Here is a 14,611-nt window from a genome sequence, read left to right as displayed (position 1 = left end):
ATTTTCTTTGAGACTTTTATTTTTCGGACCGCCTGGTGCAGGTAAAGGAACCCAAGCCAAAAAAGTTGCCCAGGAGTTTCAAATTGTACACATATCCACCGGAGATATTTTAAGGGATGCTGTTAGCAAAGGTACAGAATTAGGTAAAATGGCTAAAGCAATTATGGATCGTGGAGAATTAGTTTCGGATGAAATAATGAACAGTTTGGTAAAAGAAAAATTGGAAGAATTAGATTCTTTTATTCTTGACGGTTACCCCAGAACTTTAGACCAAGCAAAATTTTTAGACCAAGCAACAAAAGAGTTACAAAAAGAAATAGATGCGGCAGTACTAATTGACGTTTCCGAAGAAGAAATAGTAAAAAGGATAAGTAATAGAAGAGTCTGTCCAAACTGTGGAAAAGTATATAATTTAATTACCCTTCAACCAAAAGAAGACGAAAAATGTGATGTATGTGGTACAAAATTAATTCAAAGAGACGATGACAAAGAAGAAGTAGTCAGAGAAAGGTATAAAGTATATAAGAAAAATACCGAGCCCGTAATAGAATATTATAGAAAAAATAACAAAATAATTACAATAGACGGTGCCCAAAATGTTGAAGACGTTACAAAAGAATTGTTTAATATACTAAGGAGTTTTAACAAACAATGATAATAATTAAGACTGATCAAGAAATAGAAATGATGAGACGGGCTGGAAAGAAGCTTGCCCGTCTTCTTGACGCTTTACTTCCTGAAATAGTAAAAGAAGGCGTTAACGGAGAAAGTATTGAAAAATATGTTTTAGAATACATGGAAAAGGAAGATGCTATACCCACCTTCAAAGGTTATAATGGTTACAAATATGCGATCAACTTTTCTGTAAATGAAGAAGTTGTCCATGGATTTCCATTGAGAAGTAAAGTTTTAAAAAATGGAGATATTGTATCTGTAGATTGTGGTTTAACTTACAAAGGATACATAGCAGATTCAGCCAGAACCTACATAATTGGACAAGTTTCTGAAAGGGAAAAAGAATTGGTTGAAGCGACCAAAGAGTCTTTGTACATGGGTATAAAAAAAGCTGTTGTTGGTAATACCATTGGTGACATTGGTTACGAAGTTCAAACTTACATTGAAAGTAAGGGTTTTTCCGTAATAAGGGAATACGTAGGTCACGGGGTAGGAAGAAAATTGCACGAAGATCCCCAAATTCCAAATTATGGAAGGCAAGGAAGGGGTCCAAAAATAAGAAAAAACATGACCCTTGCAATAGAACCAATGGTATCTATGGGAAGCTATGAAGTAGATATTTTAGAAGACGGTTGGACAGCGGTAACCAGAGATAGCTCAAAAGCAGCGCATTTTGAACATACAATTGCCGTGACAGAAAATGGCCCAGAAATACTAACGCAACTATAATTTAAGGGTTTATTTTTAGGGTCACGGGGGAACCCTCCTCCATCCCTTTTTCCTTATGGGCGGACAGCGATGTGGAAATGGATAAAAATTCTTTTATCCTTATGAGTAAGTTGAGGGGTTTAAGGGACCGCAGGTCCTTTCCTAAGAAGGGTGGGGTGCGGGGCGAAGGGGCGCAAATAAGGACTAAGCGCAGCTTACATAAAAAGTTCTAAAAATCATTTTCCAAAATTAAGTATCTGGTTTTAAAAGGGTCACAGGGCGGAGCACTGTTTGCTGTAGTATGCAAACTATGTTTTTAAGTTGATTTTGATTTTGAACTTGGGATCTTAAAGGGTTTACCCTTTTGCAGCCTTGTGCAAAAAACTTTTTTTAAACAAACACAGATTTTGGGGTTTTTAAGGGGCTTGCCCCTTAACGAATGGGTCTAAGGGACCGCAGGTCCCCCATCCACATGGGTGGGGAGCGGGGGAAGCACGCTAAATCGTACTTTACAGTTTCTAATGACAGTAAAAATCCCTGAAAAAGGAGGGATTGTATTGGCTAAAAAAGACGTCGTTGTTATGCAAGGATCCATCATTGAAGCTTTACCTAATGCAAATTTTAAAGTTAAATTAGATAATGGGCATGAAATATTAGCCCACATTTCTGGGCGTATGAGAAAGAATTTCATCAAAATACTTCCAGGAGACCGAGTTACTGTGGAAGTTTCCGTTTACGATTTAAACAAAGGAAGAATTGTTAAAAGGGAAAAAGTCAACAAAGATTGAAAAAATGGATTAATATAGATGATGAGAATCAAGAAGGAGGAAATTAATTATGAAGGTGAGGGCTTCTGTAAAAAAACGATGTGAGCACTGTAAAATAGTAAAAAGAGGCGGAAAGGTTTGGGTTGTCTGTTCTAAAAATCCAAAGCACAAGCAAAGACAAGGATAATATGAATTTCTTTATAAGGAGGATAAAAGGATGGCGCGTATTTTAGGTGTGGAAGTACCAGATAATAAAGCATTATTTGTAGGATTAACATATATTTATGGAATAGGAAGAAAAACAGCACTTGATATATTAAATACCTTAGAGATTGACCCAAACAAAAAAGCAAAAGAACTAACCGACGATGAAATTTCAAAACTAAGTCACCACATCAACGAAAATTATAAAGTTGAAGGTGAACTAAGGCAAGAAATTAACAAAAATATTAAGCGTTTGATAGACATCGGCAGTTACAGGGGGAAAAGGCACAAAGCGGGGTTACCCGTAAGAGGCAGAAAACCCACTCCAACGCAAGAACCAGAAAGGGACCAAGACTAACCAAGATCAAAAAGAGATAACAAAAATGGAACCTCACATCATCCTTATAAGTATGTAGTAGGGTTTAAGGGACCGCAGGTCCCTCTTCCACATGGGTGGGAAGCTATGTAAATGGATAAAAATTACTTTAACCTTATGGGTGGGGAGCGGGGCGAAGGGGCGCTAACACAATAAACAAAATTTTTAAGGAGGCTTTTAAATAAATGGCAAAAGGTGGAGCAAAGCAAAGAACCAAAAAAAAAGAAAGCTGCTCCTGAAAAAGCAGCAATACACATTCATTCAACCTTCAACAACACAATCGTTACATTAACAGATACTGAAGGTAGGCCAATAATATGGTCTAGTGGTGGAAATGTTGGATTCAAAGGAGCCAAAAAAGGGACTCCATTTTCAGCTCAAATGGCCTCAGATAAAGTAGCAAAAGAAGCTATAAATCTGGGAGTAAAAAGAGTTGATGTATATGTTAAAGGACCTGGTTCAGGAAGAGAATCTGCGATTAGAGCTTTACAAGCTGCTGGTCTAAGTGTAGAAAGTATAAAAGATGTTACCCCTATACCTCACAACGGTTGTAGGCCAAAAAAGAAAAGATTCTAATTAAGGAGGGAAAGAATTAATGGCGAGGTACATAGGACCACTAGAAAAATTATCTCGACGCGAAGGAATAAACCTTTATTTAAAAGGGAAAAGAAGCTACACCGAGAAATCAGCCCTTAGAAAAAGGAATTATGTTCCGGGGCAACATGGAAGACAAAAGCAAAAGTTGACTCAATACGCTATACAATTAAGATCTAAGCAAGCCTTAAAAAGAATGTATGGCTTAATGGAAAGACAATTCAGAAACACTTTTGAAGAAGCGGAAAGATCCAGAAGTGGAGAAACTGGAGAAGTTTTGATGCAACTCTTAGAAAGAAGGCTAGATTCAGTAGTTTATCAAATGGGGTTCGCACCAAACAGAAGAACCGCAAGGCAAATAGTAACTCACGGACATATATTAGTTAATGGAAAAAAAGTGAATATTCCTTCTTACAGAGTTAAAGTAGGGGATGTAATAGAAGTCAAAGAAAAGAGCCGTAACATACAACAAGTACGCGAAGGATTAGAACTAGTGCAAGAAGGGTATAGAAATATTCCCAATTGGTTAAACGTTGAAATTGAAAATTTTAGAGGAACTTTCCAAAGACTACCAAAGATTGATGAAATGGATGTTCCTGTACCTTTGACTAACATCATAGAGCTTTACTCTAAGTAATAAAGTATTATTTATTTGGACCACAAAATATCACCTCGCTCATAAGGGCAGGAAAGGAGGTGTGCTCTGATTCCCTAATAAGGATCAGAGATAGTATGGAGATATTAATAAAACCAGAAAAATTTAGGATAGTACAAAAAGAAGAGCAAGATGAATATAACTACTCAAAATACGAATTGTTTCCTCTGGAAAAGGGGTACGCTATAACTCTAGGTAATGCTTTAAGGAGGGTGCTTTTGTCTTCTATTCCATCTTTGGCTATAACCGGGCTACGTATCCCAGGAAAATTACATGAATACGACACAGTTGAGGGTATAAAAGAAGACATCATAGAAATAACTTTAAACTTGAAAAAGGTTCAATTAAAGGTCGACGACATTGAAAAAATTAATGAGATTGATTATCCAATTTTATTAAGTTTAAGAAAGAAGTACAAAGCAGGCCAAGTCATAAAAAGTGGAGACATAAAAACTCCGGCAGAATTAGAGGTTGCTAACCCAGATTTCGTCATAGCTCATGTGAACAAAGATATGGAAGTAGACTTTGAACTGTACGCTCAAGCAGGAAAAGGTTTCATCCCTGCCCAAGAATTGACATTTCAAAGTGACATCGAATACATATTCATAGATGGAGTGTTCAGCCCCGTTCTTAAAGTTAACTATTTAACCGAAAATATCCGTGTTGGAAGAAGAACCGACTACGATAAACTAATACTTGAAATTTGGACGAAAAAAAACATCACCCCCACTGAAGCATTGAAAGAAGCAACAAAAATTTTGATGGAACATTTTGACTTCATTTCCAGACTTTGGGAAAGAGAAGGACAAGTCGGCGCTATAGAACAAATGGAAGTTTCGGTTGAAAAAGAAGAGGAAGAGGAAGAAGAGGAAGAAAATATTTTTGGATTGCCAAAGGATTTAATGGAAACGCAGCTTGATTCTTTGGATTTAACGAAAAGAGCCAAAAACTGTTTAAAAAGAGAAAAAATAGACACCATTGGAGAGCTATTAAAAAGAAAACCCGCCGACCTTCTCAAAATCAAAAACTTTGGTAGAAAATCTTTAGATGAGATAAAAAATGAGCTAAAAGAGAAATTTGATATAGATTACGAAAAATTATACCAAGAAGAAAGGGGGAACACCTTCGATGAGGCATAGAGTCAAAACTAAAAAATTAAATAGATATGCTTCCCATAGAAAAGCTTTGTTGAACAATTTGGCAAGAAGTGTATTTGAATCTGAAAGCATAATTACTACTACCGCCAAAGCAAAAGCCGTAAGGCCCCTTGTTGAAAGAATAATCACCAAGGCAAAGGAAGCTAATTCAACCGATCTCCCAGAAAGAAGAGTAGCTTTAAATAGAGACATAAACAAACACTTCAACGACAGAAAACTAGTCTACAAAATAGTACATGAGATCGCACCCCGATACGAAAATAGAAACGGTGGTTACACAAGAATATTAAAAATCGGTTATAGAAAAGGTGACGCTTCGGAATTATCTATACTCCAATTACTCCCAAAAGAAGAATAACTTAAAAAATGACGCCCAGCAAGGGCGTCATTGTTAAATATATCAGTAGGACTATAAGCCGGATTCTGTAAAGTTGACCATTAATCTACGCGGTCTACCCAGAAGGCGGACACTAAAGTCTCTCGGCGGGCAACCTCTGGCCTTCTTGTTTGACCTTGCTCAAGATAGAGGTTACCAAGCTGCCAGATCGCTCTGACACTGGTGAGCTCTTACCTCACCGTTCCACCCTTGCCTTTCGGCGGTTTTCTTTTCTATGGCCCTATTCAGGGATCACTCCCTCTGGTTGTTAACCAGTATCTTGCCCTTAGAGTCCGGACTTTCCTCAAAATAGGCCCAAGTATGCCTACTCGCGATCAACCGTCCTACTTCAATTATTCAAATAATTAAAAAATTTTCCCTGATAGGAATCCCTTTCTCTCATCGTATCTTCAATTAAGTTTAAAATTTTTATTTTAGAAATCCCCCAATTTCCATGTAACGTCCCAATTTTTGGAGGATCGGCAACGAGCCTATGAATTACAATCTTTGGATCCAAATATTCCAAGAAAGTAATTGCCCTTTCTACAAAATCATCCAACGTCAAGGGCACAAACTCCCCACTTTTATACAAATCCGCAAGCTTTGTATTTTCAACGATATACAAAGAATGCAATTTTACACCGTCAACCTTCAACGCTGAACTAACTTTAGCCATCTCTTTCACATCTTCTAATGTATCACAAGGAAAATCTATTATGTAATGCAGAATAACCTCTAGTTCAGCTTTTTTTAACCTGTTAACAGAATCTATAACCTCTGCCAAAGAATGCCCTCTGTTCATATACTTTAACGTGTTAGGGTTAGTGCTCTCAACACCAAGCTCAACGTAAACATCAACCCTATCTTTAAAAGTTTTTAAAAGTGTTATCACTTCATCTGGGACACAATCAGGTCGGGTCGATACATCCAAACCTACTATTCTATCGTCTATCAAAGCACTTTCATACTTCTCTTTCAATTCATCAACAGGGGCGTAAGTATTGGTGTTTGCCTGAAAATAGGCGAGGAACTTATTAGCTTTTTTCTCGTATCTATTAATCATTTCCTTAACCTGTTCTTCGATACTCACCTTAGGCTTAAAAGCTGCAAACCCACTCCCCGTTAAATCGCAGTAAATGCACCCGCCTTTTCCTCTCTCACCTGTTTTATTTGGGCAAGTAAATCCCGCGTTGATTGGTAACCTTTGCACCCTTTCACCGTATCTATTCTTAAAATACTCACTCAACCTATTATACAAATCCAACAAAATCACCATCTATTCAATTGAAGTTTCAAGTCGTTTATAACGCTTCTTTTTGGACCATAAATGACAAAAAATAAGTTGTTTACTCCCCTATACCATGCACTGATTTGCATCTTCATATACTCATCGTTGTACTCGCCATATATAAAAGGAATAGCCGAAAAAGCAGCGGCTAAGCCATCAGAATAATCACTAACAAAGGTATACCAAAAATTCAACAAAGCGAATGGATTCTCGAAATGAACAATGTGAACTTCGTACAAACCTCCATTCTTTTTGAAGTTCATCTCCAAATGTTCGCCAGTATCTGGGACCGTTGTGTTTATTATCGTCCCATTTCTGGTGACTATCCTACTTATCTCCTCATAGCCTGTAGGAGAAAACTCTATGTAATCATCGATGGGTTTAGATATCCCTATCGTCGTTATGGCTATCAGAATGATCGCTATTATTATACTTATCTTCGATTCTTTGGTAAAAATTGTGGAATTTCTCATAAATTTGCTCCTTTTCTTCTTTTAAAGTTAAAAATTCTCCATCGTAGTACAAGAATTTCCCTGCTACCATCGTTGCAAAAACGTTCTTAGGATTTGCAGAATAAACTATATGAGACTTTAACCTTGATAAATCCTTAGGTAAAAATTCAAAAGAATCCATATCTAAAACAACCAAATCCGCCTTGAACTCAGGTTCTAACCTTCCGATATTTTTTTCTAAGGCAAAACCTCCGTTTTCCCAGCTCATCCTCAAAATCTGTTCGACTGAAAATCTATCAGGACCATACTTGTATTTCTGCAATATACCTCCAAACTTCATTTCGTTGAAAAAGTTCAAAGAGTTGTTGCTTGCGGAACCATCCGTACCAAAAGTCACATTTATACTCTTATCAAGCATATCCACTATGGGAGCGATCCCATTACCCAACTTCATATTACTAACAGGGTTATAAGCCACATTCACTTCGTTCCTTGAAAGAACTTCGATATCTTTTTCATCAGCATGCACACAGTGAGCAGCTATCGTAGGAAGATCGAACAAACCCGTATTTTCAACCTCTAAAAGATTGTACTGCTCCCTTTCATTTGCTGATTCTAACAGATGAATCTGAATGTGAGTATTATACTTTTTTGCAATTTCAGCTACTTCTTTTAATTTATCCATAGGAACGGTGTAAGGGGCATGAGGCCCAAAACCTATGTAAATTCGGTTATCTAATCCGCTGTATTTTTCATATGTTTCGATATTTTCCTTTATTCTCCTATTCCAGCCCTCGTCGGTATCATAAGAAAGCCCTCTTGAGATATATGCCCGAATTCCTAAATCGTATGCTGCCTTGGCTATTTCATCAGTAAACATATACATGTCAACAAAAGTAGTTATTCCATTAGAAATCATCTCTAAAATAGAAACTAAAGTGCCGTAATAAGACATTTCACTTTCCAAAAAGTCCTCTCTTGGCAGCATTTCTTTGAACAACCAATCGTTAAGTGATAAATCATCGGCAATACCTCTAAAATAAGACATAACTGAATGTGTGTGGGTGTTAATAAATCCAGGCACGATCAACTTCCCAGATAGATCATACTCGTCTACATCTCCCAAATCCATCTGGGTTGAATCACCTGGTACAAGTAAGTCTTCGATCTCATCTTCGTCTATTAATATATCAAATTTTTCTACATCATCATCAGCACTAATTAAAACATACGCATTCTTCAAAAGCTTTTTAGACATATCCACAACTCCTTTGGTTGTTTTCATTGATATTATACTATAAAATATCGTTTATGAGTTGATTTTTTAAAAGGAAAAAGGATACGAACAAGTAAAATAAGTAATTCTAACTTCATTAAAAATTGGAATAAAAAAATAATAAAAATGTAAAAATACTTGAAAAAAGTAAATTTTTTGTGGTAGAATAATATTGGTGTTAATATAACGTGACTTTGATAAAGCCGAGGGGGGGTGGTTGAAAAAAGACAAGTTAACAAAGACGTTTATTGTAGAAGTTTTTTGATTTCCTTTTTTCAAAGAAAGACCTTAAAATGTTGAATGGGGGTGAATTATGGTATGAAAAAGTATTTTTGGATGGTTTCGTTGGTTTTGGTTCTATTTTTGATTGCTGGTTGTGTACCAAGAGTTGAAGAAAAAGCTCCGTATGAAGCTACTTTGGATTTGAGAGTGGTTGGTTACAGTTCAGGTTCGAGGGTAGAAGATGCAGATATCAAAGTAGTTGACCCAGATGGCAAAGTTCTGTTGACTTCTAAGAGCTCTAGTGAAAGTGATTCAACTCTTCTCAAAGTACCGTTGTATCATGAAACGGAATTTGTAGATGTCTTGGTGACAAAAGAAGGACACGGAGCCAGTAAATTAGTTGATTTAAAATTAGAAGATGGTGAAAAGGTCGAAGAAGAAATAGTTTTAAAAACCGCTGAACTTAATTCAGATCCTTCTATCCAGGAGTTTCCAGAAGTTCAGATAGAATTTATGACTCCTGAAGGAACACCGATCAATATTGAGGAAGAAATTATAAAAGGAGATTTTGTAGTTTCAGTAAAAATTAACAAGACAAAATGGGAGTCACAGTTCGTATATTCTCCGTTGTTTAATAGAATTCCCAGGGCAGGGATGATGACACCTGAAAGGGCTATCGCTTATGGAGATGAAGCAACATTCAACGTTGATATAAACGCAGCAGATAATGGTCTCAATAAGCTTTATCTTGTTTTATACGACGAAAATGGCAATAGGTTGCAATATGTTTTTTATGTTAACGTATTAAAGTCTGAAAAAGACATAGAAGTTGATCAAATGTACGAGGCAATTCCTATGAGTGAAGCAGGATTCCCCAATATATTCTCTTTTACAAGAAGAAGAGGTGTTGAATTTTATGGTGGAGTTCCAACACCGAATTTAGAGGGAAGAGGCTTATCTTTTGATCAGAAAATTGATTTAAAACAAAATATTTCTAAAGAATTAGAAGAAATTAGGGAACCTTATTCTGCTCCGAAAGATGCGAATTTATTCGTGCAACTTTATTGGTTTGATTATGACTCATCTGGTATATTTGGGCTTGTCGAAGAAGGTCAGTTAAGACCAGATGGTTATAACGTTTATAGATCTTTTGATGGAGAAAACTACAAAAAGATTGGTTATATAAGTAGCGACTTTGTTATGGCAAATGCTTATTGGAGTTATTTATATTTATATTATGGTTACCCTATGAATTATTTATCACCTCTATTTGTAGATGGTTCTGCAGAACTTGAAGCTGGTAAGGAAACTTGGTATGGAGTTACATCGGTTTATGGAGACAAAGAAACCGATATGGTAGACTTAGGATCGGTTGTGCCATTAGATAAATTCAATGTTGTTTTGGAAGAACCTTTAGATGGAAGTACGGGTGTCTCAAGAGCTCCGACATTCAAATGGAGACCTGATAATACATTAACTTCGTCTGAAGGCACTGTTACCTATAATTACAACATCTTTATTTACGATAGAACTCAAGCTGACAACGACTTAATAGCTCCTTTTTCAGATCTAGATTCGGAATTAAATGGCTTTACATTTTCCACTACTTCAGCAAATCAAATAGTTGCACCATTCACAGGTTACAATACTGAAGAAAATTGGGGATACAGTTGGTATCATTTTAACGAATACGGACTGACAGTAGTACCTTATGAATACGAAGTACTTCAACCCAATAAAACTTATGGTTGGGGAGTTAATGTTGCCTATGCAGATGTTTTAGATGAAGACAGTTGGGCGTTATCGATAGCAGCTGATTTTAGACTTAGAGATTATAGTTGGGGGTTAGATCCGTATCCATATGGAATGGAACCGGATCTTCACGCAGACTTTACTACTGGACATTAGAAAGGAGGTATGTAATTTATGAAAAAGGTTTACTTGTTTGTAATGGTTTTAGGAATTGTTTTGTTAATCTTTACTGGCTGTACTACGTTAGATTTAAATAATGATTCATCTAATACATTATCAAATAATAATAACAACAGTCAATTAGGTGCTGAAGCAATCTTAAGAGATGCTATTAATAAGATAAATTTAAACGATTACTATGAGAATGAGCTTATTGTTGGCTATTCCGATGATGAATCCTTTGAAAAATTAAAAGATTATTTAAAAGCCGATGAAGTAAAAGTCGTTGAATTCGAAGGTAACAAAAAAGCTGCTTTAATTAAAATAGATACAACGGTTGAAAATGCTCTTTTAAAATTAAAAGATTACCGTAATTTTGATGGAATAAGATATATTGAACCTAGTTTAAAAAGAGAATTACCTGATTATGAAAGATCCGGTGAAAAATTGAATTCAAAATACAATCCTACAGATGCCCTAGCAGGCTTGGCGGACCCCCCAAATCCCTATTGGGAAGAACAATGGGGATTACAAAAAGTTGGAGCCTTAGAGGCATGGCAAGAATCAACTGGTAAAGATGTGGTTGTTGCAATAATCGATAGTGGAGTGGATTCCTCTCATCCTGATTTTCTAAATTCTTTTGTAGATGGTTATAATCCTGTTACTGGGAATATTATCCCTGCAGGGAAATCGGTTGCCTACGATCCACATGGAACTCACGTCGCCGGTATTGTTGCTGCAAATAGGAACGACCGTTATGGAGTTGCTGGTTTAGCTCCTGATGCTTTGATAATGCCTATACCTATCTTTCAGCCGGGTTTTATAGGGGATATATATGTAGCAGATGGCGTAAAATGGGCTGTAGATAATGGTGCCAAAATACTTCAAAATAGTTGGGGAGGTCCTGGCTTTTCCAATATTTTAAAAGACGCTTTCGACTATGCCTTGAAAAAAGATGTAGTAGTGGTTGTTTCAACAGGAAATACCCATATCGATGAGAATTGGGGTTTTCCAAACACGATCCCTGGAGTTATTGGAGTGGGTTCAACAGATGTGAATGATAAGATTTCCAGTTTTTCTTCAAGAGGAGATTCTGTTTCTGTAGTGGCCCCAGGGGAAAAAATACTTTCCACAGTTCCTGGCGGTTGGGAATACTATCAAGGAACATCTATGGCCTCTCCTTTTGTTTCAGGGTTGGCGGCCTTGCTTTTGGAAAAATACCCCGATGCCTCACCTTATCAAATAAGAAAAATGATTGAAAACAGTGCAGTAGATGTCGATGGCGTCAAAGATTTTTCTGCGAATGATGGTTATGGTAGAATAGATGCCGAAAAGGCTCTAAAACAGCCTTTGCCTGAAGAAAAAGGGGCAAATTTTGTAATTTATTTTACAGCTAGTAACTATTTATATAATATCCCCAACGTTTATGTCAGTTTAAAAAGAGAAGATGGTCCTAGTTATTATGGTCGAAGTGTTTACAATGGGGAAGCAGGATTCTATCAAATAGATCCTGATGTATATGACATTTATATAGGAGGTCCAGATTATTTAGATCCTTATTCTCCTAACTACAGGATGGAAGAACAATTATTTAGTGAATATCATAATTATGAAGTACAAGATGGAGAACAAGTAGTTATAGAAAATTTGAAAAGTAAATTTTCAGCTACTTTCAAAGAGCCATCTGGAGAGGGCGATTTCTCCATAACAATTTTAGATGTAAACTCTGATAAGTATGTGAGGTATCCACTGAAAGATGAATTAACAATTAGCAAACCAAATTTTCTTCAATTTTATATAGTCGGTGAGGTAACCACTGAACTTACGTTCCCAGAGCCATTCTACGAGGAAAATTTTGATGCAGGAATTCCTAACGATTGGATCCTTGATGGAGATATACTGCCTTATGTCGAAGGTGGAGTAGTTGTTTTGGGAGGTCCTCTTTTAAAAGACGACCAATATAGTTCTCTAACTGGAACATTTGACTTACCTGATGCGACTTATGGATACAATTTGAATTTTGATCTTAAAGTTTCAAGTGAAGAGGGATGGGATTTCTTCTATCTCTATATTGATGGTGATTTAAAATATTCTGATTCAGGAGAAACAGGTTGGTATACAGTTTCTTTACCAATTTCCGATGGAGTACACGAAATAACCTTCGCATATGTGAAGGATGGAGCTGTATCAGAGGGAGATGATACTGCATACATAGATAACGTTGAAATAGTTCCAATGCCGGAAGATTACATGGACTATGCAATAACTGGCACCATAAATATTAACGGTAATGCAATAGAAATAGTCCATTCCTTGTACGATGGTAATATAATAGATGGAATAGAAGGAATAGATGCTTGGTTTACTACGTTTTAATCAACATACAAAAGTAAGCCCATCAGAAATGATGGGCTTTTTAACAAAAAAAGGGGTGAGTTGATTGTCTACTAATCAGATTCTTTTAATTATTTTGATATCTAGTTTAATTATTGGAGGAACCTATATTTTTCTTCATCAATTCCCTTCTGTTACCAATGAATCAATTGTTGAAAATGAACTTGAAAAACCAAAAATAGAAGAAGGAACTTTTGGTGAATTCACCTTTGACAAAGGAGAAAGTATGGAGAATTATAAGGTTGTAGATTGTTATTACAAGAGTCAGATACCTGATGTTATAATCAAAAAAGATGATATTGTAGTTAACAATGTAACTGGAGTTCCGTTCGTTGTTTGTATTAGTGCAGGCGAAAGAAAAACTGGAGGGTACAATCTTTCTTTGAATGATATCAGTATAAACAGAGAGAACTTTCAAATCTTTATAGATTTGTTTTTAAAGGTGCCAGCTAAAGGGGAAATGGTCACACAAGCGTTTACTTATCCTTCAATAGGGGTGGAAATTAACGAAGTTTTGGATGTTGGAGAATGGGAAGTGATTGTGACCATTGAACAGAAAAATGGTGAACCATTGTTGCTGAGAAAGAGTTTTACATTTTCTAATTAATGTTTTTTGCTGACTCTTGCAAAAAATCTTTTTGCTGATCTGTGCAAAATGTTTTTTATAAAGCCTTAGAATTAACTTCCAAATTCTCATTTGCGAAGCAAATGATGCATTTTGCAGATCTATGCAATAAACTTTGATTTTTGGGATCTTAAGGGGCGAAGCCCCTTAAAGTAACATCGACAGTTTATACTTTCAAAAATTGGGAGACGCACTAGTTGGTCGTCTCCTCTCAATAATTTTTTATTGTCTTTATAAAAGTCGTTATAGCGCCCTTCCCCCGCTCCCCACTCCCCGCCCCCAATATTTTAAAATAATTGAAATTTTGGCAAATAAATAGTATAATTGTTTATGGTTGTTTTTTGGAGGTATTATCTTGAAAAAACACGATCTACGTTCACTTAGTCATTTGAACATGATCATTTATTTTGCTGTAATAGTTCTGTCAAATATATTTGTTGGTCTTTTGATAGGATATATATTATACAGTTTTACCGACCAGCAGATATGGATGGTTTTGTTGATGTTTTTAGGAATAATTTCCGGATTATATTCTGGAATAAGGGAGCTTTTGAAAGAGGTAGAGAAGTATGAAAGAGCTGAAAAAAAAGCTGAAAGAGATAGAGATGAAAACAATAGCGATAATTCTGGTTGAGACCTTTGTTCTTTCTTTGTTCTTTTCTTTCGAAGCTCTTTGGGTTTTATGGGGAGGAATTGGAGCAGTTATAGGTTTTTATTCACTTGCCGAAGAAATAAAAAAAATGACGGTTGGTTCAAAACCAAAGAAGATCTTACCAGGTTTTTTTATGAGGTATCTTTTGTATGGTGTGATATTGGGAATCGCTGCTATTAATTCAGCATATGCCCTTTTGTTAGCTTTTGTAGGTTTGATTAATCTGAAGATTGTTCCATTTTTATCATATAAATAAGTTTGGTAAGTAGTTGGAGGAGG

Annotated in this window: 16 protein-coding genes, 1 other RNA gene and 1 pseudogene; 14 read left to right on the top strand and 4 right to left on the bottom strand. The window is 36.1% G+C overall.

From position 1 onward, the window contains the following. The first annotated feature begins 7 nt into the window (after nt 1-7). From NAAC61_RS06780 to rplQ, 9 genes and pseudogenes are all read left to right on the top strand, one after another. Entirely contained in the window at nt 8-655 is a 648-nt protein-coding gene (locus NAAC61_RS06780) for an adenylate kinase (protein ID WP_202695571.1), read from the top strand. Beyond that, entirely contained in the window at nt 652-1,404 is a 753-nt protein-coding gene (map, locus tag NAAC61_RS06775; protein WP_121514864.1) for a type I methionyl aminopeptidase, read from the top strand. Before NAAC61_RS06780 ends, map begins: the two co-directional genes overlap by 4 nt. Before the next feature lie 536 nt (nt 1,405-1,940). Next, nucleotides 1,941-2,171: a translation initiation factor IF-1 gene (infA, locus tag NAAC61_RS06770; RefSeq protein WP_202695570.1), complete on the top strand. Its 231-nt coding sequence runs from the start codon at nt 1,941-1,943 to the stop codon at nt 2,169-2,171. A 49-nt stretch (nt 2,172-2,220) separates the two neighbouring features. After that, on the top strand, nt 2,221-2,337 hold the full coding sequence (gene rpmJ / locus NAAC61_RS06765) for a 50S ribosomal protein L36 (RefSeq protein ID WP_012208593.1): 117 nt from the start codon (nt 2,221-2,223) through the stop codon (nt 2,335-2,337). Nucleotides 2,338-2,367: 30 nt separating this feature from the next. Beyond that, nucleotides 2,368-2,732, top strand: a pseudogene (rpsM, locus tag NAAC61_RS06760) (30S ribosomal protein S13). Nucleotides 2,733-2,925: 193 nt separating this feature from the next. After that, entirely contained in the window at nt 2,926-3,306 is a 381-nt protein-coding gene (rpsK, locus tag NAAC61_RS06755; protein WP_202695569.1) for a 30S ribosomal protein S11, read from the top strand. A gap of 19 nt (nt 3,307-3,325) precedes the next feature. Then, nucleotides 3,326-3,961: a 30S ribosomal protein S4 gene (gene rpsD, locus NAAC61_RS06750; protein ID WP_121514863.1), complete on the top strand. Its 636-nt coding sequence runs from the start codon at nt 3,326-3,328 to the stop codon at nt 3,959-3,961. 95 nt (nt 3,962-4,056) lie between these two features. Continuing rightward, nucleotides 4,057-5,118, top strand: a complete 1,062-nt coding sequence (locus tag NAAC61_RS06745) for a DNA-directed RNA polymerase subunit alpha (protein ID WP_103065139.1) — start codon at nt 4,057-4,059, stop codon at nt 5,116-5,118. Beyond that, nucleotides 5,108-5,494, top strand: coding sequence for a 50S ribosomal protein L17 (rplQ, locus tag NAAC61_RS06740; RefSeq protein WP_012208588.1), 387 nt, complete (start codon nt 5,108-5,110; stop codon nt 5,492-5,494). Before NAAC61_RS06745 ends, rplQ begins: the two co-directional genes overlap by 11 nt. A gap of 38 nt (nt 5,495-5,532) precedes the next feature. Here rplQ and rnpB read toward each other — a convergent pair. From rnpB to NAAC61_RS06720, 4 genes are all read right to left on the bottom strand, one after another. Then, an RNA gene (gene rnpB / locus NAAC61_RS06735) (RNase P RNA component class A) lies at nt 5,533-5,863 on the bottom strand. After that, nucleotides 5,862-6,788, bottom strand: coding sequence for a TIGR01212 family radical SAM protein (locus NAAC61_RS06730; protein WP_443146886.1), 927 nt, complete (start codon nt 6,786-6,788; stop codon nt 5,862-5,864). The genes rnpB and NAAC61_RS06730 overlap by 2 nt, the downstream gene beginning before the upstream one ends. Further along, nucleotides 6,782-7,273 carry a hypothetical protein gene (locus NAAC61_RS06725; protein WP_121958961.1) on the bottom strand — a complete coding sequence of 164 codons (492 nt, stop codon included), beginning with the start codon at nt 7,271-7,273 and terminating at the stop codon, nt 6,782-6,784. The genes NAAC61_RS06730 and NAAC61_RS06725 overlap by 7 nt, the downstream gene beginning before the upstream one ends. After that, nucleotides 7,182-8,510: an amidohydrolase gene (locus NAAC61_RS06720; RefSeq protein WP_202695567.1), complete on the bottom strand. Its 1,329-nt coding sequence runs from the start codon at nt 8,508-8,510 to the stop codon at nt 7,182-7,184. The genes NAAC61_RS06725 and NAAC61_RS06720 overlap by 92 nt, the downstream gene beginning before the upstream one ends. Nucleotides 8,511-8,846: 336 nt before the next feature. Here NAAC61_RS06720 and NAAC61_RS06715 point away from each other — a divergent pair, with 336 nt between their 5' ends. The 5 genes from NAAC61_RS06715 (at nt 8,847) to NAAC61_RS06695 (ending at nt 14,588) form a co-directional block, all read left to right on the top strand. After that, nucleotides 8,847-10,658: a hypothetical protein gene (locus NAAC61_RS06715; RefSeq protein WP_202695566.1), complete on the top strand. Its 1,812-nt coding sequence runs from the start codon at nt 8,847-8,849 to the stop codon at nt 10,656-10,658. 18 nt (nt 10,659-10,676) lie between these two features. Beyond that, entirely contained in the window at nt 10,677-13,037 is a 2,361-nt protein-coding gene (locus tag NAAC61_RS06710; RefSeq protein WP_202695565.1) for a S8 family peptidase, read from the top strand. A gap of 64 nt (nt 13,038-13,101) precedes the next feature. Next, complete coding sequence (locus NAAC61_RS06705; RefSeq protein WP_202695564.1) at nt 13,102-13,662, top strand: protease complex subunit PrcB family protein; 561 nt, start codon at nt 13,102-13,104, stop codon at nt 13,660-13,662. Nucleotides 13,663-14,035: 373 nt separating this feature from the next. Continuing rightward, entirely contained in the window at nt 14,036-14,314 is a 279-nt protein-coding gene (locus NAAC61_RS06700; protein ID WP_202695563.1) for an AtpZ/AtpI family protein, read from the top strand. Next, the gene (locus NAAC61_RS06695) at nt 14,250-14,588 is read left to right on the top strand and encodes a hypothetical protein (RefSeq protein WP_202695562.1); all 339 of its coding nucleotides are present in this window, start codon (nt 14,250-14,252) and stop codon (nt 14,586-14,588) included. Before NAAC61_RS06700 ends, NAAC61_RS06695 begins: the two co-directional genes overlap by 65 nt. The last annotated feature ends 23 nt before the right edge of the window (nt 14,589-14,611 follow it).

It is taken from the genome of Petrotoga sp. 8T1HF07.NaAc.6.1, from assembly GCF_016772115.1.
Taxonomy (GTDB): domain Bacteria; phylum Thermotogota; class Thermotogae; order Petrotogales; family Petrotogaceae; genus Petrotoga; species Petrotoga mobilis.
The sequence above is the reverse complement of the archived record's forward strand: the minus strand, read 5'-3'. Positions and strand labels throughout refer to the sequence as shown.

Coding starts and splice junctions, on each gene's coding strand:
- NAAC61_RS06720 (WP_202695567.1), bottom strand. CDS start 8,510: ATGTCTAAAAAGCTTTTGAAGAATGCGTATGTTTTAATTAGTGCTGAT.
- map (WP_121514864.1), top strand. CDS start 652: ATGATAATAATTAAGACTGATCAAGAAATAGAAATGATGAGACGGGCT.
- rpmJ (WP_012208593.1), top strand. CDS start 2,221: ATGAAGGTGAGGGCTTCTGTAAAAAAACGATGTGAGCACTGTAAAATA.
- rplQ (WP_012208588.1), top strand. CDS start 5,108: ATGAGGCATAGAGTCAAAACTAAAAAATTAAATAGATATGCTTCCCAT.
- NAAC61_RS06725 (WP_121958961.1), bottom strand. CDS start 7,273: ATGAGAAATTCCACAATTTTTACCAAAGAATCGAAGATAAGTATAATA.
- NAAC61_RS06715 (WP_202695566.1), top strand. CDS start 8,847: ATGAAAAAGTATTTTTGGATGGTTTCGTTGGTTTTGGTTCTATTTTTG.
- NAAC61_RS06710 (WP_202695565.1), top strand. CDS start 10,677: ATGAAAAAGGTTTACTTGTTTGTAATGGTTTTAGGAATTGTTTTGTTA.
- NAAC61_RS06730 (WP_443146886.1), bottom strand. CDS start 6,788: ATGGTGATTTTGTTGGATTTGTATAATAGGTTGAGTGAGTATTTTAAG.
- NAAC61_RS06695 (WP_202695562.1), top strand. CDS start 14,250: ATGAAAGAGCTGAAAAAAAAGCTGAAAGAGATAGAGATGAAAACAATA.
- rpsD (WP_121514863.1), top strand. CDS start 3,326: ATGGCGAGGTACATAGGACCACTAGAAAAATTATCTCGACGCGAAGGA.
- NAAC61_RS06745 (WP_103065139.1), top strand. CDS start 4,057: ATGGAGATATTAATAAAACCAGAAAAATTTAGGATAGTACAAAAAGAA.